This window comes from Hymenobacter lucidus (assembly GCF_020447265.1).
In the GTDB taxonomy this organism is placed as follows: domain Bacteria; phylum Bacteroidota; class Bacteroidia; order Cytophagales; family Hymenobacteraceae; genus Hymenobacter; species Hymenobacter lucidus.
Window position 1 is genome coordinate 30,887 of record NZ_JAJADR010000010.1, and the last position, 24,359, is coordinate 55,245.

A 24,359-nucleotide genomic window follows, 5' to 3' on the forward strand; every position below is an offset into this window, starting at 1 on the left:
GCAAGCCTGCCTATACCTTTACCGTAAGCACGTGCAGGCTGGCAGCAGATTCAAAGATGTAGCTAACATCAAAGCCGTACAGCCGGGCAATCTGCTGCACGATGCTCAGCCCCAGGCCGGGTGAGGCAGAGGCGGCGTCATTCTTGCGAAAGCGCTGAAAGAATAGCTCGGGTGCGGCCTCGGGAACCATGCCCGTGTTGCTCACCACTAATTTTCGCTCCGAAATCATTACAGCTACCTGCCCGCCGGGCAGGCCGTGGCGCACGGCGTTGTTGAGCAGGTTGTGCACCAACGACTCAGCCAGAGCCGGGTGCATGCTCACCCACAGCGCTGCCGAGGGGGCATTCACCTGCAGTTGCTTGTCCGCAATAACTTCTTCTAGCTGGGTGAACCGGGCGACGACCAGCGCCCCCAGGTCGACGAGCTGCTGCCCGGCAAACTGCCCATTCTCGATTTTGCTCAGCAGCGTCAGGCCCTGGTAGAGGCGCAGAAGCCGGCTGACGCCGCCCAGCGCGTCCACCAGCAAGGGCCGCGCCGGCAGGGGCAGACCGGGCACCTGCACGAGTTGCTCCAGCCGGGCTTGCAGAATGGCCAGGGGCGTCCGGGTTTCGTGGGCGGCGTTTTCGGTGAACTCGCGCAGCGCCTCGTATTCATGGCCTAGCCGCTGGCTCATCTCCTCCAGCGTGCGGTGAAGGATGGCAAACTCGTCGATGTCGGTGGGGGCCAGTGCCAGGGGCCGATGCCCGTCGTAGTCGCGAAGCTGCGCCACGGTCTGATTTAGGGGACGCCACACCCGGCGGCTCAGCCAGCGGTTGAGCCCAAGCAGCGCTACAAGCAACCCGCCCATGAGCGGCAACATGACTCCCAGCGTGATTTCCCGGGCGTCTTCCGCCTCCAGCAGCGAGCGGCGCACCGTGAGCCAGCGCGGACCTGCGGCCGTGATGACCCGCACGGTGAGGGCGCGGTACGGGGCCAGGGGGTGGGCGGAGTCGTAGGGATTTACAAGGAGCGTGTCGCGCAGTCCCGACAGTCCGGGGTGGGCACTCAGCGTCGGCGAGGTGGGCAGGCCGTCGGCGTCGGCGACGGTCTGGCCGGCGCGTAGCCGAGCCGTGAGCAGGCGGGCCTCCGCGCGCAGGTCTTGGTCTACTTCGTGCCGAAATTCATAGCCCAGCACGGCGTACAGCCCCACGCTGCCTAGGGCGAAGAGCAGTAGGGTACCGACCAGGTAAAAGCGGTTTTGCTGGGTGAGCAGTTTCACGCGTCCGGGTCGAGAAGTTGGTAGCCCAGCCCGTACACCGTACGCAGGTACTGCCCGCCGCCAGCCTCCTGCAGTTTCTGCCGCAGGTTTTTGAGGTGGGTGTAGATAAAGTCAAATGAGTCCACCGCGTCCACGCCGTCGCCCCAGGCGTGCTCGGCCAGGGCCTCCTTGGTGAGCACCCGGCCGGGGTGCGCCAGGAAGTACAGCAGCAGTTCGTACTGCTTGCGGGTGAGAATTACGGGCTGTCCGTGCACGGTCACGGCCGTGGTCGCCAGGTCTACCACGATGCCCGCAAACTCCACCTTTGGCTGGCCCTCGAAGTGCCGGCGGCGCAGCACGGCCCGCAGCCGGGCGCTTACTTCGGCCAGGTGAAAGGGCTTGGTTAAATAGTCGTCGGCTCCTAGCTCCAGGCCCGCCAGCTTGTCGGCCAGCGCGTCGCGCGCCGTCAGGATGAGCACCCCGGCCGCCGAGCGGTCAGCCTTGAGGGTGCGCAGCAGGTCCAGGCCCCGGCCGTCGGGCAGGGTCAGGTCCAGGAGCACGGCGTCGTACTCGTAGAGCTTGACTTTCTCGTGTGCGGCGGCATAGCCTGCGGCCTGCTCGCAGCGAAAGCCGTCCTGCGTGAGGTACTCGACCAGGGCCGCGCGCAAGGCAGGTTCATCTTCTACTATAAGCACTTTCATAGGTGGGGCCTAAGCTACGGCTTTAGCGCACCAGGCGCCAGTTCACCGACAGGTTCACCACCCGGCCCTCCACCGGCGCCCACAGCTCCCGAAAATCTGGGTTGCGGAGGTCGCCGTGCACTACCGGTTCCCGGCGCGTCTGCCGGTAGTCGAGCAGGTTTTCGCCGTTGAGCACTACCGTCCACGGGCCCGAGCGGTAGCGCACCAGCCCGGCCACGATGGGGTAGCCCGGCGTGGGACTGCCGTCCGAGAGGTACTGGCGGCCAGTGTACGAGGCCTCTACCCCCACTGCCCAGTGCGTGACCAGTTCCAGCAGCCCGACCGCTGCGAACTTGTGGCGGGCCGACAAGGCCAGCCGCGGGTTGAGCGGGTCATACGTGCGCCGGGAGTCGGTGAAGCTGTAGCCCAGGTAGAGCTCGTTTTCGTCTTCGCGCAGCCGCACGTACGTTTCCAGGCCCTGGCTGACCACGGGGCGGCTCTCGTTGCGCCAGCGCAAGGGCTGCAGTGGTCCATCCGGTTCGGGGTCCAACACCAGCGGTTGGTCAATTTGGGTGTAATAAAACGACTGGTTGATGCTAAGAATGATGTTTTCGCCGTCATCGCCGGGGAAGGTGCGGGCGTAGTTGACATCCCCGCTCAGCCCAGTGGAACGCTCGGCGCTCACGCCGGCTAGGGGCAGAATCCGGTCGTACTGCCGCTCGTCCTGCTCGTTGACGTAGGGCGAGGGTACGCGGTAGCCCCAGCCTCCGTTCAGGCGGGCAGATACGGCGGGGCTCACGGTGAAAAGCAGCGCCAGCCGGGGCAGCAGGAAGTTACCATAGCGGTTGTGGTGGTCCAGACGCAGGCCCGTTTGTACCGTCAGGAACCGGGCCGTCCGCCAGTCATCCTGAACGAAGGCCCCCACAGTGGCATAGGTGTAGCGGTTGAGCAGGGGTGTGGGGCTGCCGGCGTCAGGCCGCAGGGCTTCGCCGGTTAAGTTGAGGCCGCCGACCAGGGTATGCTGCTTTCCGAGTGCGTGCAAATAACTGGCCTCGGCGAAATAAGTTATCTGCCGGGCATCAAAGCCATTCACGCGGGTTCTCACCCGCCGGCTGTAGCCGCTCACCGTGCCTTTCAAGGTTAGGCGGCCCTCCGCCAAGCTGTCCAGGGTGTACACCACGTCGGCGGTATGGCGCTGCACCAGGTTGGTAACGGTGTAAGCCCGGTCAGCATCGGGCACCTCGTCGCGCAGGGTGCCCACATGGCCGCCGCGCCGGCTTTCGGCCGTGCCGGTGTAGCCCACGGCCAGCTGGGTCGTGGGGGAAGGATAACAGAACAAGCGCGGGTGCACCGTCACGTTGCCCAGCCGAGGCAGGTCGGCGAAGCCGTCGCCGTCCACGTCCACTTCCCTCTGGCGGGTGCCGCCCAGGTAGAGGGTATAGCCCAGGCGCTGGCCCCGGGCCGCGGCAAAACCATTGAGGTTCGTTTCCCGCAGCGTGCTCTGGTTAGCCGTAATACTGTATTCAGGCACGCCGTACACCGGGGTTTTGCTGACCAGGTTCACCAGCCCGGCAATAGCCCCGCCGCCGTAGAGCGTCGAGGAGGAGCCCTTCACCAGCTCAATCTGGCGTAAGTCCAGGGGCGGAATCTGCAGGATGCCGAAGCCGCCGGCATAGGCGCCGAGCAGGGGCAGACCGTCGCGCAGAATCTGCGCGTACCGGCCCGGCAGGCCCTGAATCCGCACGTCGGCGTTGCCGGTGGTGGGGGAAGTGGGCTGAATCTGGGTGCCGGCTAAATCCCCCAGCAGGGAGGCAATGTTGCCGGGCTTAATGCCGCTTTCCTCGGCCATTTCTTCCGTGCCCAGCACTTCTACTCTGCTGGGCAGGTCTGCAATGCGCGAGTTGGTGCGCGTGGCCGTCACCACCACTTCCTCCAGCTCCTCGGTCGTGGGCGCCAGGTAAACCCGCAGCCCGGCCCCTTCGCTAACCCGAACCCGCCGCATCCGGTAGCCCATCGCCGACACGACGAGTACCGTTCCGGAGCGCGGCCCAGGCGCTAGCATGCCCACTCCCATGGCGTTAGTCTGGGTGCCGAGTGAAGTGCCTGGTATGCCCACGCTCGCCCCGGGGACGGGCGCTTGTGTCAGGCTGTCAAGCACACTCACGGCCAGGGTGCTCCGGGCTGACCGTGCTTGCGCCTGTGACTCAGGGGTGGGAGTTTGAACCTGGGCCATACCGGGATGAATGCCAGACAGTGAGCAGCCCGCGAGTAGATAAAGTAAGTGGCAAAAACGCATTAGCAGAAATTGGAAGTGTCCTGCCCAACCATCAGGGGCGAGACAGGCAGCAAACTTTACCAGCAATGTTGACGCAAATCTGAAGTCAGCCCCAAGGGGTTGTCATCCAGTATTTCTCCAGAATTGAGCAGTTGCTTTGGCCCGTTGTGTATTTCTATGGGCGATTCCCGCTTTTACTTGATTCGCCGCTTGCCGGCTCACCTGCTGCTGGTTGTCCTGCTGGCCCCGGCCTTAGTCCGGGCCCAGGTGGCCGGGGGCGGGTCGCCGGCTTTGAACGCTGTGCCTATAGTTGCTCCGGCGCTGCCAGCCAGCCCACGCCGATTGGCCGACTTCGTGGCTGTGGCCCGGCTTAACAGTCCCCAGCTGCGCGAGTTGCGCAACCAAGTGGGGCAGAACCGCCTCGACAGCCTGCGCCGCAAAGCCCAGAACGGCATACAGGTAAACGGCACGGGCGCGGCGGTAGTCTACCCTAGCATCACGCGCAGCAACGGGGAAGCGGTGGCCGGCTATGACCCGGCCATCACCAACGGCGGCAACTACGCGGCCGTGGCCCAAGCCAGCAAGCCCCTGTTTAATCGTGCCCTGCTGCAGAACGACTACCGCATCCTGGGCAGCCAGGGCCAGGTGCTGCGCAACACCGCACAACTCACCGCCCTGGATTTGCGCCGCAGCGTGACCGACCAGTTTCTGACCGCCTACGCGGCGCAGCTGCAGATGAGCTTTGCCCAAACCCTGCTCGCCCAATTGCGCCAGCAAGACCGGCAGCTGCGCCAGTTGGTTGAAGCTGGCATCTTTAAGCAAACCCAGTACCTGAGCTTTTATCTGTCCGTGCGCACCCAGGAAGTAGTGCTCGAGCAAAACCGCTTGGCTTACCGCCGCGAGCTGGGCACGCTGCGGACGCTGGCCGGCGTGGCGGATACCGCCGTGGTGACCCTGGAAACCCCTGCATCGCCGCCCCGCCTCCCTTTGGCCGGGCTGCTGGCCCCGGCCCAGCGCCAGTTCACTCTCGACAGCCTGCGCCTGCAGCTCGACCGCCAGGCCGTGGATGTGGCGTACCGGCCCCGCTTGAGCGCCGTGGCCGACGCCGGCCTGCAATCCACCTCGTACCGGCCGCGGGCCCTGAGCCGCAGCCTGGGCGTGAGCGGCGGGCTACTGCTCTCAGTCCCCCTCTTTGACGGCCACCAGCGCCAGCTGCAGTACCAGCGCCTGGCGCTGAGCGAGCAGAGCCGGCAGGGCTACCGAGACTTCCTCACCGTGCAGCGTCGCCAGCAGTACGAGCAGCTGGAAGGCCAAATCAGGGCGGCCGATGCGCTGCTGGCCCGCATCCGCGAGCAGCTGCGCGTGGCCGAAGCGTTGGTGGCCGCTACGCGCCAGCAGCTGGCCACCGGGGACGTGGTTATCCTCGATTACCTGAACGTGCTGACCAGCTATCGGACCTTGCAGTTCAGCCTGTCCCAGGCCGAAACCGACCGCCTGCGCAGCCTTTACGCCCTCGACTACCTAGCCGAGTATTAGCCCCCCTATGACCCACCGCCTCTTGCATTCTTTGCTAGCTACCGCCGGCCCCTTGTTGCTGGCCGCCTGTAACTCGGGTGGGCCTGATGCCGCCGACCCTGCGGCGGAGGTAGCCACCAGCCCCCGGGCCCAGGTCACGGTGGGCTACGTTGCCACCGACACGCTCACCGACGTGCTGCGTCTGAACGCGCTGTCGGCCTACCCGGCCAAAGACCTACTGCGGGCCACCACCACGGGCTACGTGCTCGCCCCCACGCCCGTTCCCGGCCAAGTTGTGCGCGCGGGCCAAACCGTGTTTCGACTACAAACCAAGGAGTCGCGCACCCTGCACCTGGACAAACTTACCGGCGACCCGCGCCTGCGCTTTTCCGGCATTATTGCTGTGCGAGCGGGCCGAGCCGGGGTGCTAGCCAGCGTCGACAAGCTGGCCGGCGACTACGTGCAGGACGGCGAGCAGCTGGGCGTGGTGTACGACAAGAGCCGCTTTGGCTTCGTGCTGGACGTGCCAGCCACCCAGCTGCGCTACGTGCGCCCCGGCCAGCGCTGCCGTCTGGTACTGCCCGACGGGCGGATGCTGCCGGGCCGCGTGGCCGAGCTGCTGCCCACCGCCGACGCCACCCTGCAAACCCAGCGCTACACCGTGCGCCTGACAGGCTCCGTGCCCGACTTGCCCGAAAACCTGGCCGTGCAGGTGGAGCTGGACCGCACGGCCCCACGCCCGGTGCCCACCCTGCCGCACACCGCCGTGCTCACCGACGAAACCCAAACACAGTTCTGGGTGATGCGCCTGCTCAACGATTCCACCGCCGTGAAGGTGCCCGTGCAACGCGGTCCCGAGCAGGGCGAGCGGGTAGAAATAAAAAGCCCGCGGTTTGGGCCGCGGGACCGGATTCTACTCACCGGCAATTACGGCCTCGATGATACGGCCGCCGTGCAGCTTCGCAAATAGCCTTACCCCTGCCCCATGCAAAACTCGGTTTTTCAGCAGTACAAAGCCCCCATTGCCGTGCTGCTGGCCCTGGTGCTGGCCCTGGGCTCCCTGGCCTACCGCCGCATCAACGTGGCCCTGTTTCCCGAGGTGACGTTTCCCAAGGTGAAAGTCATTGCCGACAACGGCCTGCAGCCGGTAGACCGCATGATGGTGACCGTGACGAAGCCCCTGGAAAACGCCATGAAGCAGGTGCCGGGCCTGAAGCTGCTACGCTCCACGACCAGCCGCGGCTCCTGCGAAATCTCAGCCTTTTCCACCTGGGACGTCAACGTGGTGCAAAGCCAGCAAATCGTGGAGTCGCGCCTCAACCAGATTCGGGGCGACCTACCGGCCGGCACGCAAATCAGCGTCGAGCGCATGAACCCGGCCATTCTGCCGGTGATGGGCTACACGCTGGAAGGCCCGGGCCGCTCGGCCCTGGAGCTGCGGCGCCTGGCCCTCTACACCGTGAAGCCGTTTCTCTCGCAGGTGGACGGCGTGTCGGCCGTGGCCGTGCAGGGCGGGCGCACCAAGGAGTTTCAGGTGGAGCTGCTGCCCGACCAGCTGGCTGCCCTAGGCCTCTCGCCGGCCGTCGTATCGGCCATTCTGGGCCAGACCAACTTCGTGCAAAGCAACGGCTACTTGAGCGACTACCGCCGCCTCTACCTGACGGTGACCGACGCCACCATTGCCACCAAAAGCGACCTGGAGAACGTGGTGCTGCGCAACGACGGCCGCCGCATCGTACGCTTAGCCGACGTGGCCACAGTCGTGGTGGGCGAGCAGCCCGAATACACCCGAGTCAACGCTAACGGCCACGACGCGGTGCTGATTGCCGTGCTGCGCCAGCCCGACGCCAACGTGGTGCAGGTATCCGATGGCGTGCTGGCCAAGGTGAAGGCCCTGCAGGCCGGGCTGCCCCGGGGCATCACCCTGCAGCCGTACTACGACCAGGCCGACTTCGTGTCAGAAGTGGTCAAGTCGGTGCAGGACTCGCTCTGGATTGGCCTGGCGCTGGCCCTGGTCGTCACGGCCTTGTTTCTGCGCTCCTGGCGGGCCACGCTCACCATTCTGCTTACCATCCCCATCGCCCTGGCCCTGACGGTGGCGGTGCTGTACTTCGGGCTAGGCTACTCGCTGAACATCATGACCCTGGGGGCGATAGCCGCCGCCATTGGCCTGATGATAGACGACGCCGTAGTGATGGTGGAGCAGCTGCACCGCGTGGGCGAAGACCATCCGGCCGCCAGCCCGGGCGAGGTGGTGCGCCGCTCGGTGCAGCACCTGCTGCCGGCGCTGGTGGGCTCTTCGCTGAGCACCATCGTCATTTTCCTGCCCTTCGCCCTACTGGGCGGCGTAGCGGGAGCCTACTTTAAGGTGCTGGCTACCACCATGGTCGTGGCGCTGCTCTGCTCGTTCTTGGTCGCCTGGTTGGGCTTGCCGGTAATCTATCTGCTACTGTCTGGGGAGAAACCGCAACCAGCGGCACAGGCAGCTACGGCAGTCCAGGAGTTGCCGGCGGCGACGGACTCCGCCCACCACGAAATTCCGTGGGTGCGGGCCGTTATTCGCCACCCGGCTTACAGCATTGTCGGCATTCTGGTTCTGATTGGCAGCATGGTGCTCATCATTCCCCGGTTGGCCACGGGCTTTTTGCCGGAGATGGACGAAGGCGCCATCGTGCTCGATTACAACTCCCCGCCCGGCACGAGCATCGAAGAGACGGACCGCATGCTGCGCCAGGCCGAAAAGCTAATTGTCAACGTACCCGAAGTGGCCAGCTATTCGCGCCGCACCGGCACGCAAATGGGCTTTTTTATCACCGAGCCCAACCGAGGCGACTACCTGATTCGCCTCAAAACCAATCGAAAACGCACCACCGAAGACGTCATTGCCGACTTGCGCCAGCGCATCGAGGCCACCCAGCCGGCCCTGACCATCGACTTCGGCCAGGTAATTGGCGACATGCTCGGCGACTTGATGAGCACCGTGCAGCCCATTGAAATCAAGGTATTCGGGCCCGAGGCGGCCACCCGCTACGCCCTGGCCGACCAGGTGGCGGCGGTGGTCGAGAAAACCGCGGGCACGGCCGACGTCTTCAACGGAATCGTGCGCATGGGTCCGGCCGTGGACGTGCGGCCCGACGCCCGGCGGCTGGCCCAGTTCGGGCTCACGGGCACCGACTTTCAAACCCAGCTGCAAACCCAGCTGGCGGGCGTAGTGGGCGGCAATGTGCTGGAGGGAGAACAGCTGCTCAACATCCGCCTGCGTTACCCTAATGCCGCGCAAACGTCGCTGGCGCAGATGCGGGCCCAGCCGGTGTTTTTGCCCAACGGGCAGCGTCACCGCCTCGATGAGCTGGCCAGCGTAACCGTGACGGCCGGCGATGCCGAGCTGGAGCGTGAAAACCTGCAGGCCATGACGGCCGTCACCGCCCGCCTCGACGGCCGCGACCTGGGCGGGGCTATGCGCGAAATCCGGCAGAAGCTTGACCAGCAAGTGCCGCTGCCGCCGGGCTATTTCATTCAATACGGGGGCTCTTACGCCGAGCAGCAGCAGTCGTTTCAGGAGTTGCTTACCATCCTGGGCACGGCTTGCCTACTGGTGTTTGCCGTGGGTCTGTTTCTATTTAAAGACCTGCGGGCGGCGGGCCTGATTCTGCTGGTGGCCGTGCTGGGTCCGGCCGGAGGCAGCCTAGCCCTGTACCTGACCCATACCCCGCTCAACGTGGGCTCCTACACCGGCCTGATAATGGTGGTGGGCATCATTGGCGAAAATGCCATCTTCACCCTGCAGCAGTTTTTTGAGCACCGCGCCGAAGGCAATGCCGTCGAGCAGGCCATCGGCTACGCCATTGCGGCCCGCCTGCGGCCCAAGCTGATGACGGCCCTGGCCGCCATTGCGGCCCTGCTGCCGCTGGCCCTGGGCATTGGGGCGGGGGCGCAGCTGCACCAGCCGCTGGCCATTGCCGTAATTGGGGGGCTGCTGCTGGCTTTGCCTCTGCTGCTGCTCGTGCTGCCCAGCCTCCTGCGCCTGGCGTACCGCGGGCCCGTAGCCACCGTGCCCCTCGCGGCCACCGCCTAATCACCAGACCGGGACTCCCATCCCCGCGCACCTCGGCACTATCCTGATTGGCGGCCGTTAGGAGTCATTTAGTAAACACGCTTGATCCACGGCTAGGTGCGACTCGCACGACCCAGCTGAACGCAGGTGGGGCAGCGGGGCCGCGTTTCGGTTATCAGCGTGGGTTCATAGTACTGCCATTGCCCGCTGGTTTTCACTTCCTGGCCGATGGGGCACTCATCGTTGTCGTGGAAAGGATAACGCTCCAGTACCGGAGCAGGCGCCATCAGCCCCGTAACGTGGGCCGTATGCTGAAAGAAAGGAGGTGTATGCGCCATTCTGCGTTGCGTGGTTGCTAGCGTTAAAGACCTGGTTGAGCCGGCCGGCTGCTTTAGCGTTGTTTACTACTGACGTTGTCGCCTGTCCCGGACTCCCGGGTTTGCTGCTGGGGCCGCGCCAGCCAGTAGGTGCGCGCATCGCTCCACAGGCGGCGCAAGTCCAGAGCAGAGCGGTCAAAGAGAAAGTGGATACCACCGACCCAGCCTACAGAGCCCACCCAGCCGGCCAATACGTCGGAGGGAAAATGCACGCCCAAATACATGCGCGACCAGCCCATGAGCAGTGCCCAAGCCGCGCCCAGCGTCGCGGCTGCCCAGCGGCCCCGGGTAGGCCACAGCAGCAACGCCAGGGTGAAGGCCAGTGCCGCCGCGCCCATGGCGTGGCCGCTGGGAAAGCTGTAGGTGGTTTCCGGGGCAATGGATACCCAAAGCGCCGGCCGAGCGCGGGCCAGTAGTAGCTTCGCAAACAAGTTAAGGGCGCCCGCTCCGCCCACCGACAATAGGAAAAAGAGTGCCGCCCGCCGCTGCCGGGCCAGTAGCAAGCCCAGGAGCACAGCCGCTTCCACCAGGGGCGTCCAGAAAGTTCCCCCGGCTCGGGCCATCCACACGGCTGCGGCGTCCTGGCCGGGGCTGCCGTACCGGTGAAGGAGCTGCAGAATAGCTTGGTCCCCGGGGAAACCCTTGTCTTCCCACACCTCCTGCCCCACCTTGATGAAGACAAACCAGGGCGCGATGAACCCCAGCAGCAGGCTCAGCAACAGCTTGCGGTGGCCTTGCCAGAGTAGTCGGGTAACGCCCCAAAGTGAATACAATCTCATACGGTGCGAAAGCAGAACGAAAGCAGTTGCGCTCCTACCCGGCGCAAGGAGCAGTGCTGAGTCAGGCGCCCGGGTACTCTGCCCGCTCGCTGCTCCTGACCGATGTCGGACGGTCAGGCCGTAGCGAAGCGTACACCACGAGCCCTACCAGCAGGACTAGTAAAAGGAGCGAGGAGCCCTGGGTGCCAAACCCTAACCCGTTTTTTTCGACCGGCTTGGTGAGTAGGTCGCCAAACGTGGCCCCGAAGGGCCGAGTGAGCACGAAGGCCACCCAGAACAACAATACCCGCGAGATGCCGGTAAAGTAGTATGCCAGCATCACCACGGCCAGCAGCGAGCCAATGAGCAGCGCTCCGCCCCCGAAGCCCAGGCCTGAGTCGTCGGCCAGAAAATCGCCCAGGGCGGTTCCCAGCGTGTTTGAAACCAGAATAGCCGCCCAGTAGAACAATTCCCCCCGCCGGGTCTGGATGTCCGATACGGACAAGGACTTTTCACTCGCCCACCATAGGCCAAGTACGGCCAGCAGCAGGGCCCCCAGAATCGCGGCCCCCGTCGCGTAGCCCAGTCCCAGGGTTCGGTCCATGTAGTCCGACAGGGTAGTGCCAGCTGTGCTGGTAGCCAGTATAACGGCCCAGTACAGAGCTGGTACGTATCGCCTGGCCGAGAGCTGCCCCAGCAGCACCGCCAGAAACAGCCCGAGCAGAATAGTTGAGCTCATGCCGTAGCCCACGTTGAGGGTCTGTGCCAGCAAGTCGCCGGCTGTTTCCCCCAGCGTAGTGGCGCAGATTTTCATCACCCAAAACAGCAGGGTAACCTCAGGAAGCTTCTTTAGGATGGTTTGCATCAGGTCAAGCAGTTAGTGGGCGCGCCAGCTCAGCGTCATGCCGGGGGTGCCGCTTCCAAAGTAAGTGGGGGCCACGTTCAGGCCCATCAGTGTCGGCTTGCGGCCCCAGCGGTTGCGGTGGGTAAGGTAGCCCAGGTGAGCCGATAGAATGCCGAAGCCCGCGCCGGCCACCACGTCGCTCTGCCAGTGCTTGTTGTTAATCATGCGCAAGGCGGCCACGCTCGTGGCAATGGTGTAGGCCCCGATGCCGTACCACTGGCTTTTGTCCCGGAACTCGGTGTGCACGATGCTGGCCGCCAGAAAGGCCTGCGCCGTGTGGCCCGACGGAAACGAAAGGTTGTCGGAGCCATCGGGCCGGGTTTCCTTGGACAGGAACTTCACCGCATACGTAGTGCTGAGCATAATTAACTCGCTTTTCAGCACCACCAGCCCGATGTTAAGCCGGTCGTCGCGCGACTCCACGCCGGAAACCAGTACAGCGCCCAACTCCAAATAAGGGGCGAGGATGAGAAAGTCATCGGTCCGGGTGCGGAAAGTGGGAAACACCTTGTGTAAGTCCCGATTAACCTCCTGATTGGTATAGAAGCCCCCACCGTTGAAAGTGTAGGCCCCATAGCCGATAAGCAGGGCCGGCACGATGCTGGCTTTCACCAACTTGCCCTGGTACCAGGGCTTGGCGGGTAGCAGTACTTCCGCTACCGGCTTCTCGAACTTATGCAGCGAATCAACGGCGGTTGAAGGCGGGTTCTGGGGGACTTGGGCTTGAGCAGGTAACGCGAGTCCGAGAATAATAACGGCACCCAAGGTGCGGCAAGAGGCCATGAAATTCATGTGTTGAGAGCTGGATTCTCCCAAACCTAGCGGGGGAATCTGGCGGAAATCTGGATTCAGGTGCCCATAAAAATGCTACGCGCTGTTCGTTGGCAAAGGAGTAGGGTTGCTGCATAAGCCGAGTACCTTTGCACCTCCTGGATGGTCAAACAGCCTCCTGCATCGGCTCGCCTGGATAAGTGCCGCAACGTGGCGTTTGCTGGTCGTGAAGCTGTTTTTGAGCATACTGCCCAAGGGCATAAATCCCTATTTTAGCGATTCAAATGATGAGGAGTGCTGTCCTTCGCCGTGCCAAGCTGAAAAGAACGTTTCAACTGCTGCTGAGCCTGGCTGTCGGGTTTCATGTACCGAGTGTTGCGGCTACAATGCATAAGGATGTAATACAACCTAGGCAGGTACATCCAGCCGATTCGCTACGCCCCCGCATCAGCCTGTACCAGGTGGCACCCGGGGTAAGCTATCAGTACGAGCGGCCCCGGCAGCTGCGTTGGCTGACGCATATTCCGCGGGATTTAGGGCAATTCCCCCGGTTTGCTTTCCGTTCCGAAAACGAGCTGCCGATTGCTGGTATTCTGGCGGGGTCGGGCGTGCTGTGGCTGGTTGACGAGCCCATTCTGCATGGGGCACAGGGTGTGGGCCGGCAGCTCGGGCTCAACGCGCGAAGCACGCAAAAAACCTTGGTGCATATTCCGTTCAGCTTGGGAGCGGTAAATCTGCCGTTTGAATTTAATGTGCCGGATAACCTGAACAGCACCTTCTATTACATCGGAGATGGCTGGACGCACTTGAGTGTGGCCACCAGTTTTTGGGTATATGGCCTAGTAAAGCGGGATAATCGGGCCGCCCAAACGGCTTCGCAACTGGGCACGGCTATCTTAAGCACGGGCCTGATGGTGCAAAGCCTCAAGCGTCTGACCGGCCGCCAAAGCCCCTTCGTGACGACGAAAGCCCGTGGCGAGTGGCACTTGTTTCCCTCGTACACCCGCTACCAAAGCCGGGTGCCTAACTACGATGCGTTTCCCACCGGGCATCTGGCCACGGCCATGGTCACGGTTACGGTTATCGCCGATAATTACCCGGAGAAGCATTTTGTGCGACCACTGGGCTACGGGCTGATGGGGCTGCTGGGCTACGCTATGCTCAATAACGGTGTGCATTGGGCCTCCGATTACCCGGTGGGCATTGCCTTGGGCTACGCGATGGCTAAAATTGCGGTGCGCAACGGCCGCACCCGCGTAGAGCAGAGCGCACCAGCAGGTACAGGCTTTCACACTTTGCCCAGGCCCCAGCCCTGGTATCGTCAGGCACACCTTTCTCCCTATAGCCAGGGGCCGTTTACAGGATTGAGTGCCACCTGGCAATTGTAGCGCAACGACAACGCGTGCGTACAAAGCACTCCATCACTGCTCATAACCAGTGGATGAGCCGCTAGCACCGGCTGCCCCTTGGGCTAGTAGTGGCGGTCGGCAACGGGGCGCCAACTCAACGTCAGACCAGGCGTGCCGCCGCCGAAATAAGCCGGCGCTACGTTAAGGCCCACCAGTAGGGGCTTGCGGCCCCAACGGTAGCTATGGGTAAGATAGGTGAGGTGAGCGGAGAAAATACCAATACCGGCACCGGCCAATACGTCGGCTTCCCAATGCTTGTTATTGATCATGCGTAGCACGCCTACGCTCGTTGCCACGGTGTAGGCCCCGATGCCGTACCACGGGCTTTTGTCGCGCAGCTCAGTATGGACAATGCTGGCGGCCAGAAACGCCTGCGCCGTGTGCCCCGACGGAAAGGCGTACGCCTGGCCATTGGGCCGGTCAATGTTGGTGAGCCGCTTCGTTATATGAACACTGGCTAGCATTATCGCTTCCGACTTGGCGATAAGCAGGAGCGTGTTTACCCGGTCATCATGCAGCTGTATGTTAAACGTCGACAGGATGGCCAAGCCTGCGTAGGGCGCAAACTGCAGGAAGTTGTCCGCCTGAGTCCGCCAGCCGCCCAGATGCTCCTCAATTTCTTCGCGCGCCTCAAAAGAGCTATACATTCCACTGCCCTGGATAGTACTAACGCCAAACCCAATCAGCACCGCGGGCACAATGCTGGCCCGTACCAGCTTGCGCTGGAAAAATGGTTTCGGTGCCTTGCCCTCCTCTGATTGGGGGATGTTTTCCTGTCTGAACAAGGAATCGGTCGGGGCCGATGGTGCCTTGTAGCCAGCCTGTGCCTGCAGGCCCCCGGGGACCCCAAGAAGAACGAAAGCGGTGACTACCGTGCGAAAAGTGATCCTAGAAGACATAAGTGGGCAGCGGGCGTGAAGTACTAGATCCGGGATGCCTTGTGACGCCCAGAGTACATTCAAATCTAGAAGGCAATTCTGGCGTAAATCTGGATCATCGGCCGGCGCCGCGACATGTATTCACCTACTCAAAGCCCCCAATTGCCTCATCGGTCTCGCTTTTGCGCGGCGAGCGGCTCGTCTGGTTCTGGCCGAAGCGGTAGGCAAAGCCCAGAAAGGCCATGCGCAATTCCCGCTTGAACCGGCTGTCGGTCAGCAGCCCCGGCCCGGTCAGGGTAAAGTCATAGCGCAATGTGTTGAATACGTCGGCCACGCGCAGGGTAAGGGAGCCCCGGTTGCCGAGCACAGTGTGCTTGGCAGCAACATCCACGTTGACGTTCTGCCGGCGCTGCCCCTGCGACGTATTGATGGGCGAGCGGTATTTCGGGGCCAGCTGCAGATCGAGCTTTCTGGTGGGCGAAAACGTGTTATTGAGCCGGGTAGCGTAGGCTTGACTGGCCGTGTGGATGGGCGTGCCGTCGAGGGAGGCTCCCCGGATGAGGCGGCGAAAAGCAGATGCCGTGCCGTTGAGCTTCCAGAAGGACGTAACCGGGGTAGCCCCGACCAATTCCAGGCCAACGGACGTTTCCTGGCCCAGATTCTGGCGGGTCGTGCTAGTCACTACGTCGCCGGTAAGCAGGTCGGTGAGCACCCGGCGAAAGCCTTGGGCAGTGTTGGTTTCGAGCCGGTAGAAGGCCGTGGCGTTGACCTGGCGCGAGTCGAGGCTTTCCTGATTGTCCTGCCGGTTGAAGCGCGGCTGCACGGCCAACGTCAGCGTTTGCTCCGGCGTGAGGGCATAGTCCAACCCCAGACGTAGGGCATGCGCGGTTTGGGTGGCCACTCCGGCGCGGTCCTGGCGCAGCTACAGGATAGTATCCAGTGTTGTCGTGGTCTGGTCGAGGAGCCCGGTGACGCGGCGCCGGTCACGCCAGAAGTCGTAGGAGCCGAAGGCGTTGAATTTGCCGTAACGGTAATTCAACTCCAACGACGTGTTGTACTTGCCGCCGGTGCCGGCCGTGGTGCTGGCCTGACCGTTGAGCCCGTCGCGCTTTTCCTTTTTGAGTACGATGTTGAGGATGCCGCCCGCCCCGGCGGCATCGTAGCGGGAGGAAGGGTTAGTAATGACCTCCACGTTCTGGATGGCGCTGGCCGGTAGCTGGTCGAGCGTCGTCGATGAACACCGTTACGCCGCTGGAACCGCGCAAACTCACGGCCCCGTTCTGGTCCACGCTGACCGAGGGCACGTTCTGCAGCACATCCAGGGCCGTGCCGCCGGTCACGGTCAAGTACTTGCTCACGTCAATCACCTTCTTGTCCAAGTTGCCGCTGAGCACCGGCCGCTCAGCCGTTGCCACCACGTCCTGTAGTTGGACGGTTGTGGCCCGCAGGCGCAGGGTGCCCAAGGCCAGGGTAGGCGCGGCGGCACTCAGGCGGCTGATCCGGCGGCCAGTGCGGTAGCCTACCACCGGGGCCCGCAGCGAATAGCTGCCCCAGGCTAGTTGCTCCAGGGCAAAAGCCCCGGTTTCAGAGGTTTGCGCCCCAGCCACGAAGCTCGAATCCTGGGCCCGCAGCAGCACCATGTTGGCATAGGGCAGCGGCTGGCCGGTAACCGCATCCAGCAGTGTGCCGCGCACCGCGCCGGTCTGGGCCTTCAATAGCAGAGGGCAGCCAGCTAGTAGTCAGACCAGCAGGATCAGCGAACGTACCCGTGTAAATACATCCATAGAAGTAAATGGCAGAGGGCAGGCCCGGACGGGGCCTGCCCTCTGGTGGACACCCTGTTTCTTCGGGAAGCTCCCCGCACACAGGTTTATTTCTTGACTTCCGTGCCGTCGGCGTTAAAGAGCACGTCGCGCTTCTTGCCCGCCCGGCTTACTTCGGCCTCGTAGATAGTGGTGCCGGTGGCCGTTACGATTTTGGCCGCCTCGGTCACCTTGTAGCCCTTGTACTGAGTAGTCAGGGCGGTGCGCACGGGAGCAGGCAGTTGGGAAACAGCCAGTTCAGTTTCTGTTTCCAGCAGTGTGCCGGTGGGCGTAATTACCACCGACAGTTCCTTATCGCCCTGCTCGTAGCCGGCTTCGTAGTTGGCGTCTTCCTTTTCCCACTTCACGCCCTTGGCGGTGGGATGGGCCTTCTTGAAGGTGGCTACGGCGGCGGCCGGCACTTGCTTTTCAGCTAGCTTCTGGGCGTGGACGGAGAGGGCGGCCAGCGGCAGCAGGGCCAGCAGCAACAGGTACTTTTTCATAGATTAAAGAATTAAGGGAACGGATGCCGCAAACCTACCTACCCATTCTGTCGGCATTCTGGCGCATGACCTTTTTTAGCAGCTGCCTTTTTCAGGGTTGTATACACCAGAAGCGGGCAACATGTCAGGATGTAGTATATCCAAGAGTTACCGCCAACTGAGTGGGAGAACTTTGAACTGCCCGCCGGCCATCGTGAGCCGCTGCAGGTGATTGAGCGTTTCGGTCACGCCTTCGCGGCTAAAACGGTCCAGCGCCCAGAACAGTATCACCTCAACTCTTCACTGATGGGCATCCGCGAAGAGCTGCTGAAATTGAGGCCGCTCGGCAGTGCCGCCGCTTTCCTGGTCGGTGTACTCTTTATAAATAATGTAGCCCAGCTACTGGGCGAAGTCGCGTAGCTTCCGAAGCTGGGTTTCGTTGGTCTGCTCTTTACCCCTCGTGCTGACGCGTGCGTAAATCGCGGTCCTCATAAAAGGATGAATTGATGGGAGAAGGGCATTCGCAAAACGACTGTTTCTCGAACGTCTTTAGCACCGACCTTGCCGGTACTGAGAAAAGCGTTTTAGCGGTTGATTATGGGGAGGGTTTTTCGAACGCTTCTTTCGACCCGCGTGCCGGGTGATTTTTGACCCGCTACCGCCTGCTTTCTGGAACTCACTTTCGGAGTATTCGATAGACTATATACTCTTAGCGGGAATTTCTGTTCCTACTCTAGTGCTACCCCCGATAGATGGCATCCGTGTACAGCAGCCCTGCCATCCGCTCATCCCCGACATCCTGCTTGCTAGGGCGAACGGGCTAAACGCCGGCGCATTCGTCAGGCTCGTCCGCATCAGCCTAACACCCACCCTTACTCAAGAAGCGGCTATATGCTCTCGAATACGGGCGCTTTTGCTGCGATACCGCAGCCATCCCGCAACGCCCACCCCCACCCCCACCGGGACGAGTAGGGCACCGACCCAGACGTAGACATGGTCCCGAAAAAACTGCATCAACGAAAAACCGGCAAGAATAAGCGTCAGCGCCGAGCGTACGTAGGCCAGCAGGGTACGCTCGTTGGCTAAGCGGGTACGCTCCAGCGCCAGCCGGTCGCGTAAGTCGAGTGGCAGGGAAGAGTCAATCGATGGAGGCATTGGAAATACGCAGGTGAATGCAACGCCATACGCAGTTTTTTACGGGAGTGTCTACCACGCAACCTCATCGGTTCAGCATATTTGAGCGTATTTGAGGGCATGACTACCCCCACTTTAATTATTCTGATTGGGTTCCTGATTTTTTTAGGCCACTACCTGGCGCAGCTATTCGATAAAACAAAAATTCCGGATGTCGTGGGCCTCATGCTCGTGGGAGCCCTGATCGGACCAGTCTTTCACTTGATAGAACCGGCCACATTTGGCCGGGCCGGGCGGGTGTTTTCCAACCTGGTGCTCGTGTTCATTTTGTTTGAAAGCGGCCTGGAGGTCCGCTTTGAGCAGTTGCGAGCCGCGCTGCGCGGTACCTTGGGACTTACCACGCTTAACTTCATCGTGACCAGCCTGCTCGTGGCAATCCTGGGACAGCTGTTCGCCGGTCTGGACTTTCTGAGTGCGCTGATTTTGGGTACTATTCTGGGTGGCACGTCCTCCGCGGTCGTCACCACGCTGGCTCGCAAAGTGACTATCCTGCCCCAAACGTCTACGACGCTGGTTATGGAATCGGCGCTGAGCGACGTGTTTACCCTGGCCATTCCCATTGCCCTGATCAGCTTCTACACCGGCTCCTCGCTCAATGTAACCAGTCTGGTTAGTCATCTAGCCTCCTCGCTGGTCGTGGCCGTGCTGGCCGGGGTCGGCAGCGGCTACCTATGGTCCTTGCTGCTGAATCGGGTGCCCACGCTGCTCATGACCCGTTTTTCTACCCCCGCCTTCGTCTTTATCCTCTACGGATTGGTAGAGATGCTCAAATTCAGCGGACCGATTGCCGTACTATTTTTTAGCATTACTCTGGGCAATGTGGCCCTGTTGCGCCCCAACCGTCTGCGGCAGTACCTGCCCGCCCGACACGTAGAGCTGACAGCTATGGAAAAGGACTTCTTCGCTGAGATTGTCTTTCTGCTGCGCACGTTTTTCTTCGTGTACGTGGGTATGTCCTTTGTGCTCGACAACGGCTACCTAATCGCTTTGGGCGTGGTCATAGCCGTGCTGCTGTTCCTAGTCCGCATTCCGGTGGTCCTCGCTACCGCCGATAAGTACACGCCGCAGTTTGACATGGCTTTCATGAGTGTAATGATCCCCAAAGGGCTTGGCGCGGCTGTGCTGGCCACGCTGCCGGCCCAGCGCGGCATGCCCAGCGGGTCTACCATCCAAACGCTCACCTTCGCGGTGATTATGGCTACGACTGTGTTGTGCACTGTCTTGTTCTTTCTGGTTGAAAAACGTCGCCTGCTCGGATTCTACGGCTGGTGCTTTGGGCGGTACCGTCCACTGGATGCCACGCAGGTAACCCCTCCGCCCGACTGAGTTCTTGCTTTACTGAACTTCGGGTCCCCTGCTCCACCCACCACCAAGGGCCCGATACAGGTCGATCAGTAGCAGGAATTGCTCGCGCCGGATGCCGGTCAGGTTTAATTCCGCGTCCAGCGCCGTGCGTTGGGCCGTTACGACCTCTAAGTAATTGGCATAGCTGGCCGTATACAGGTCGTTCGATATGGCGACGGCTGTCGTCAACGCTTGTACTTCCTGTTGGCGCAGCTCGTAGGCCCGCTGGTAGTTTTCAATACCCCGCAGGTTGGTCGTAACTTCCGCAAAACCAGTCTGTATCGCCCGCTGGTAGCCCACATAGGCAGCCTGCTGCTGCGCTGCGGACTGTCGGTAGCTCGCCTGGAGCAGCGAGCGGTTCAACAGTGGAGCCGACACCCCGGCCAGCAGCCCGAAGGCCAGAGAGCCCGGCGTGGAAAAGAGCAGAGAGGCTTTGTACGCATTCACTCCCAGGTAAGGAGACAGGGTGAGTGCGGGCAGAAAGGCCGCGCGGGCGGCAGCCACATCGGCACGGGAAGCCACCAGCTCCAACTCGGCCTGCTGCACGTCCGGGCGCCGCAGCAGCATGGAAGCCGGCAGTCCGGCCGAGATGGCGGGCAGCGCTTGATCCCGTAAGGGGGCGCCCCGCTGGATGGGCTGGGGATAGCGGCCCAGCAGGCGGTTGATTTCGTTTTCGGCCACGACTACCTCTTGCTGGGTTTCCGCTTCCAGGCTACGGGTCCGCAGCAGTTGGGCCAGAAACTGTTGCACGGCCAGCTCGGTGGCCCGGCCACCGAGCTTCTGCACCCGCACGATTTCCAGGGCCCGCTCCTGCAACTGCTCGTTCTTGCGCAATACCTCCAGCTGGTTGTCCAGGGACAGTAGCTCATAGTATAACCGCGCCACTTGGGCCACCAAGGCTGTTTCGACCAAACGGCGGCCCTGCTCGGTGGCCAGCAAGCGGGCAAAAGCGGCCTGCCGCCGACTGCGTAACTTCCCCCACAGGTCGATTTCCCAGGCGCTGCGCACGCCCAAAAAGTAGTCGGGTGCCACGGATGGGAGCACCTGCCCGTCGTTGGTGGCATTGTAGCCTGTCCCACTCAAGGTAGCAAACCGGTCGTAGCTGGCTGCTGCCACGGCGTTCACACTGGGCAGCAGCGCGCCGCGGGCGGCCTGCACGCTGGCCCGGGATATTTCCACCCGCTGCACGGCGATACGTAAATCCGGGTTGGCCCGGATGGCCGTGTCCAGCAGGGCGACCAGGCTGGGGTCGGTAAAAAACTGCCGCCACGAGCGGGTGGCACTGCTGGCGGTATCGGTAGCAGCCGTGCCGAAAGAGGTGGGAATAGGATTGCTGCGGGGTTCAACTACCGGGGTTGCTACCTTACAGCCGCCGAGCAGCAAAGCCAAGCCAACCACCACCGGCAGCGTCCGCCGAAGCCGAGGCAAAAGGGAGTCAGGCAAACGAAAAGCACTCACGAACTTCATACAGTAGAATTAGACGGCGGCGTGGACAGGCTCCGCGGCTACGGCGGCCGGCAAAGGCTGTGGCGTGTTGCGCTCTTGCTTTTTGTCCCGAGAGAACAGCACGTACAGGCCGGGAATGAGCACCACGCCGAACAGGGTGCCGATAAGCATGCCGCCCGCCGCAGCCGTACCGATGGAGCGGTTGCCCATGGCGCCCGCGCCCGTGGCGATGCAGAGCGGAATCAGGCCCGCTACAAAGGCAAAGGAGGTCATCAGAATCGGCCGCAGCCGCGAGCGTGCCCCTTCCACGGCGGCTTCCAATGCCGAGAGTCCCTGTTGGCGGCGCAGCACGGCAAACTCAATGATCAGGATGGCGTTTTTGCCCAGCAGACCAATGAGCATGACCAGCGATACCTGCGCGTAAATGTTGTTCTCCAGGCCCAACAGCTTCAGGGCCAGGAAAGCACCGAAGATGCCGGTAGGCAAACTTAGCAGCACCGGCAGCGGCAGCGTGAAGCTCTCGTACTGGGCGGCCAGCAGCAGGTAGACGAATACGAGCACAATGCCGAACACGTACAGCGCCTGGTTGCCCGAGATAATCTGCTCGCGGGTCATGCCGCTCCATTCGAAGGTGTAGCCGCGGGGCAGCTCTTTGGCTGCTACCTGCTCAATGGTACGAATCGCATCCCCGGACGAGAAGCCCGGCGAGGTATCCCCGTTGAGCGTAGCCGAGGTGTACATGTTGTAGCGGGTGAACTGCTCGGGTCCATATACCCGTTCCAGGCGCACGAAGGTAGAGTAGGGCACCATTTCGCCCCGGTCGTTTTTCACATACAGGCTCAGAATGTCTTCGGGCTTGGTGCGGTAACCCGGCAGGGCCTGCACCATCACCTTGTACATCTGCCCGAAGCGGATAAAGCTGGCCGCGTAGTTCGAGCCCATCAGGGTTTGCAGCGTGCGCATGGCCCGGGCCACGGTCACGCCCTTTTTGGCCGCCAGATCGGGGTCGACGTGAATCAGATACTGCGGGAACGTGGGGTCAAAGCCGGAGAAGGTATTCTCAATGGCCGGGGTCTTGTTTAAGGCCGCAATGAAGCGCTTGGCCACCGCGTTGGTCTGATGCAAATCGCCGCTGCCCGTACGGTCGAGCACCCGCAGATCGAAGCCGCCGGCGTTCCCAAAGCCGGGTACGGTGGGCGGGGTAAAAAACTGAATCTGCGCCCCCGTGATATGCTTGGTCTTAGCCCGAAGCTGGTCCATGAGCTCCGTCACGGTTTCCGGGCGCTTATCCCAGGCTTTAAGGTTGATCATTCCCATGCCGTAGGAAGCCCCGGCCACGTCGTTCATCAGGCTGTAGCCCGCCAGGGTCGAAATGGATTCTACCGGCTTGAGCGTTTGCGCCACCTGCTGCACCTGGTCCAGCACGCGCTGGGTGCGCTCGACGGTAGCGCCGGGGGGCGAGGTGACGTTCACGTACACCATGCCCTGATCTTCGCTGGGAATAAAGCCCGTGGGTAGAATGGCATTCACGCCCCAGGTGGCCGCGAAGAAAAACAGCAGCAGCCCGACCGTTACCAGCCGGCGGGAGGCCAGGGCCCGCACCAGGGTTTGGTACCGGCCGGCAAAGGTCTCGTAGCGGCGGTTGAACCCGGCAAAAAACCGACCCAGAAGTCCTGTTGGCCGCTCGTCAGCTTCGTGTGTATCTCCCTCAATGGCGGGAGTTGGCTTGAGCAGCAACGCACACAGGGCCGGGGTCAGTGTCAAGGCATTCACCCCCGAAATGACGATGGAAATAGCCAGGGTCAGCGAAAACTGCCGGTAGAACACGCCCACCGGCCCGCTCATGAAGGAAACAGGGATAAATACGGCCGACATCACCAGGGTGATGGCCACGATGGCCCCGCTGATTTCGCGCATGGCTGCCAGCGTCGCATCCATGGCCGAGAGATGTTCTTCGTGCATTTTGGCGTGCACGGCTTCGACGACTACAATGGCATTATCCACCACAATGCCAATGGCCAGCACCAGGGCAAACAGGGTAAGCAGGTTGATGGAGAAGCCTAGCAGCTGCATGAAAAACAAGGTGCCTACCAGCGCCACGGGCACGGCCAGGGCCGGAATCAGGGTGGAGCGCCAGTCCTGCAGGAACAGGTACACCACGACGAACACCAGTAGAAACGCCTCGAACAGCGTGCGGACTACTTCGTGGATACTCGCGTCCAGAAAGCGGGAGACGTCGTAGCTGATGGTGTAGCGCATACCGGGCGGAAAGCTGGTTTTCTGCAACTCCGCCATCCGCTGCTTTACCTGCGCAATGACATCGGAAGCGTTGGAACCCGGCAACTGCTTGAGCATGATGGCAGCTGACGGCTTGCCGTTGGTTTTGGACAGCATCCGATAGGTCTGCACGCCAAATTCGACGTCCGCGACATCCTTAAGGCGCAGCACGGAGCCGTCGGGGTTGGCGCGCACCACGATGTTGCGGTACTGCTCAGGCTCGAAGAGCTTGCCAGTATAGCGCAGCACGTACTGCAGCACCTGGGGGGAACGGCCCGAGCTTTCCCCGGTGCGGCCGGGAGCTGCCTCTACGCTCTGGGCCTGGATGGCGGCCACTACCTCGTCGGCGCCGGCGCGGTAGGCCAGCAGGCGGTCGGGCTTGAGCCACACGCGCATGGCGTACTCGCGGTTGCCCATGATTTCGGCCAGGCCCACGCCCTTGATGCGCTTGAGCTCCTGCAGAATGTTGATGTCGGCGAAGTTGTAGATGAACTTCTCGCCCACGGCCGCGTCATCGCTCACGACGTTGAGGTAGAGCAGCATGCTGTTTACCTCCTTTTCAGTGGCCACGCCGGCCTTGATGACTTCTTCGGGCAGCTCGTCGATGACGGTGGTCACGCGGTTCTGCACGGCCACGGCGGCCAGGTCCGGGTCGGTGCCTACCTCGAAGAACACCTCAATGAGGGTGGTGCCGTTGTTGGTGGTCACCGTATTCATGTAGGTCATACCCGGTACGCCGTTAATGGCCCGCTCCAGGGGCGTGGCCACGGCCTTGGCGCAGACCTCGGCATTGGCGCCATTATACTTGGCGCGCACCGTCACGGAGGGGGGCACGATGTCGGGGAACTGGGTAACGGGCAGCGTGTAGAAGGCTCCCACACCCAGTAGGGTAATAAAGAGGGAGATGACCAGCGAGAGCACCGGCCGGCGGATGAAGATTTCGAACATGGGGCTTG

At 62.3% G+C, this 24,359-nt stretch carries 20 protein-coding genes; 5 read left to right on the forward strand and 15 right to left on the reverse strand.

The genetic code is table 11. From position 1 onward, the window contains the following. Positions 1–10 precede the first annotated feature (10 nt). The 3 genes from LGH74_RS22090 to LGH74_RS22100 are packed head-to-tail and all read right to left on the reverse strand — an operon-like array spanning position 11 to position 4,213. The gene (locus tag LGH74_RS22090) at positions 11–1,258 is read right to left on the reverse strand and encodes a sensor histidine kinase (RefSeq protein ID WP_226179848.1); all 1,248 of its coding nucleotides are present in this window, start codon (positions 1,256–1,258) and stop codon (positions 11–13) included. Beyond that, positions 1,255–1,938 carry a response regulator transcription factor gene (locus LGH74_RS22095; RefSeq protein ID WP_226179850.1) on the reverse strand — a complete coding sequence of 228 codons (684 nt, stop codon included), beginning with the start codon at positions 1,936–1,938 and terminating at the stop codon, positions 1,255–1,257. Before LGH74_RS22095 ends, LGH74_RS22090 begins: the two co-directional genes overlap by 4 nt. A gap of 22 nt (positions 1,939–1,960) precedes the next feature. Beyond that, on the reverse strand, positions 1,961–4,213 hold the full coding sequence (locus LGH74_RS22100; RefSeq protein WP_348533004.1) for a TonB-dependent receptor: 2,253 nt from the start codon (positions 4,211–4,213) through the stop codon (positions 1,961–1,963). Positions 4,214–4,369: 156 nt separating this feature from the next. Here LGH74_RS22100 and LGH74_RS22105 point away from each other — a divergent pair, with 156 nt between their 5' ends. From LGH74_RS22105 to LGH74_RS22115, 3 genes are read left to right on the forward strand one after another with little or no spacing between them, the layout of a single operon-like run. Further along, positions 4,370–5,728, forward strand: coding sequence for a TolC family protein (locus tag LGH74_RS22105; RefSeq protein WP_226179854.1), 1,359 nt, complete (start codon positions 4,370–4,372; stop codon positions 5,726–5,728). A gap of 7 nt (positions 5,729–5,735) precedes the next feature. Then, positions 5,736–6,677: an efflux RND transporter periplasmic adaptor subunit gene (locus LGH74_RS22110; RefSeq protein ID WP_226179856.1), complete on the forward strand. Its 942-nt coding sequence runs from the start codon at positions 5,736–5,738 to the stop codon at positions 6,675–6,677. 15 nt (positions 6,678–6,692) lie between these two features. Then, positions 6,693–9,782 carry an efflux RND transporter permease subunit gene (locus LGH74_RS22115; RefSeq protein WP_226179858.1) on the forward strand — a complete coding sequence of 1,030 codons (3,090 nt, stop codon included), beginning with the start codon at positions 6,693–6,695 and terminating at the stop codon, positions 9,780–9,782. Between the two features lie 92 nt (positions 9,783–9,874). Here the strand turns inward: LGH74_RS22115 and LGH74_RS22120 are convergent, their stop codons facing one another. The 4 genes from LGH74_RS22120 to LGH74_RS22135 all read right to left on the reverse strand — a co-directional run bounded on the left by LGH74_RS22120 (position 9,875) and on the right by LGH74_RS22135 (position 12,592). Beyond that, positions 9,875–10,099: a hypothetical protein gene (locus tag LGH74_RS22120; protein WP_226179860.1), complete on the reverse strand. Its 225-nt coding sequence runs from the start codon at positions 10,097–10,099 to the stop codon at positions 9,875–9,877. A 53-nt stretch (positions 10,100–10,152) separates the two neighbouring features. After that, positions 10,153–10,917 (reverse strand): phosphatase PAP2 family protein, encoded by a 765-nt coding sequence (locus LGH74_RS22125; protein WP_226179862.1) that lies wholly within the window; start codon positions 10,915–10,917, stop codon positions 10,153–10,155. Between the two features lie 61 nt (positions 10,918–10,978). Then, a complete protein-coding gene (locus LGH74_RS22130; protein WP_226179864.1) occupies positions 10,979–11,761 on the reverse strand; it encodes a COG4705 family protein in 783 nt (260 codons plus the stop codon). Positions 11,762–11,773: 12 nt separating this feature from the next. Beyond that, a complete protein-coding gene (locus LGH74_RS22135) occupies positions 11,774–12,592 on the reverse strand; it encodes a phosphatase PAP2 family protein (protein WP_226179866.1) in 819 nt (272 codons plus the stop codon). Between the two features lie 440 nt (positions 12,593–13,032). Here LGH74_RS22135 and LGH74_RS22140 point away from each other — a divergent pair, with 440 nt between their 5' ends. After that, positions 13,033–13,959, forward strand: coding sequence for a phosphatase PAP2 family protein (locus tag LGH74_RS22140; protein WP_226179868.1), 927 nt, complete (start codon positions 13,033–13,035; stop codon positions 13,957–13,959). Positions 13,960–14,042: 83 nt separating this feature from the next. Here the strand turns inward: LGH74_RS22140 and LGH74_RS22145 are convergent, their stop codons facing one another. The 6 genes from LGH74_RS22145 to LGH74_RS22170 all read right to left on the reverse strand — a co-directional run bounded on the left by LGH74_RS22145 (position 14,043) and on the right by LGH74_RS22170 (position 18,297). Continuing rightward, positions 14,043–14,627 carry a phosphatase PAP2 family protein gene (locus LGH74_RS22145; RefSeq protein ID WP_226179870.1) on the reverse strand — a complete coding sequence of 195 codons (585 nt, stop codon included), beginning with the start codon at positions 14,625–14,627 and terminating at the stop codon, positions 14,043–14,045. Positions 14,628–15,003: 376 nt separating this feature from the next. Next, positions 15,004–15,759, reverse strand: a complete 756-nt coding sequence (locus tag LGH74_RS22150; protein WP_226179872.1) for an outer membrane beta-barrel protein — start codon at positions 15,757–15,759, stop codon at positions 15,004–15,006. A 21-nt stretch (positions 15,760–15,780) separates the two neighbouring features. Beyond that, a complete protein-coding gene (locus tag LGH74_RS22155; RefSeq protein WP_226179874.1) occupies positions 15,781–16,050 on the reverse strand; it encodes a hypothetical protein in 270 nt (89 codons plus the stop codon). Next, entirely contained in the window at positions 16,034–16,573 is a 540-nt protein-coding gene (locus tag LGH74_RS22160) for a carboxypeptidase regulatory-like domain-containing protein (RefSeq protein WP_226179876.1), read from the reverse strand. Before LGH74_RS22160 ends, LGH74_RS22155 begins: the two co-directional genes overlap by 17 nt. 155 nt (positions 16,574–16,728) lie before the next feature. After that, on the reverse strand, positions 16,729–17,163 hold the full coding sequence (locus LGH74_RS22165) for a PepSY-like domain-containing protein (protein ID WP_226179878.1): 435 nt from the start codon (positions 17,161–17,163) through the stop codon (positions 16,729–16,731). Between the two features lie 855 nt (positions 17,164–18,018). Next, positions 18,019–18,297, reverse strand: coding sequence for a DUF202 domain-containing protein (locus tag LGH74_RS22170; protein ID WP_226179880.1), 279 nt, complete (start codon positions 18,295–18,297; stop codon positions 18,019–18,021). A gap of 99 nt (positions 18,298–18,396) precedes the next feature. Here LGH74_RS22170 and LGH74_RS22175 point away from each other — a divergent pair, with 99 nt between their 5' ends. Continuing rightward, positions 18,397–19,662 carry a cation:proton antiporter gene (locus LGH74_RS22175; protein WP_226179882.1) on the forward strand — a complete coding sequence of 422 codons (1,266 nt, stop codon included), beginning with the start codon at positions 18,397–18,399 and terminating at the stop codon, positions 19,660–19,662. Positions 19,663–19,671: 9 nt separating this feature from the next. Here the strand turns inward: LGH74_RS22175 and LGH74_RS22180 are convergent, their stop codons facing one another. Continuing rightward, positions 19,672–21,108, reverse strand: coding sequence for an efflux transporter outer membrane subunit (locus LGH74_RS22180; protein WP_226179884.1), 1,437 nt, complete (start codon positions 21,106–21,108; stop codon positions 19,672–19,674). A gap of 48 nt (positions 21,109–21,156) precedes the next feature. Next, a complete protein-coding gene (locus LGH74_RS22185) occupies positions 21,157–24,351 on the reverse strand; it encodes an efflux RND transporter permease subunit (RefSeq protein WP_226179886.1) in 3,195 nt (1,064 codons plus the stop codon). Between the last annotated feature and the right edge of the window lie 8 nt (positions 24,352–24,359).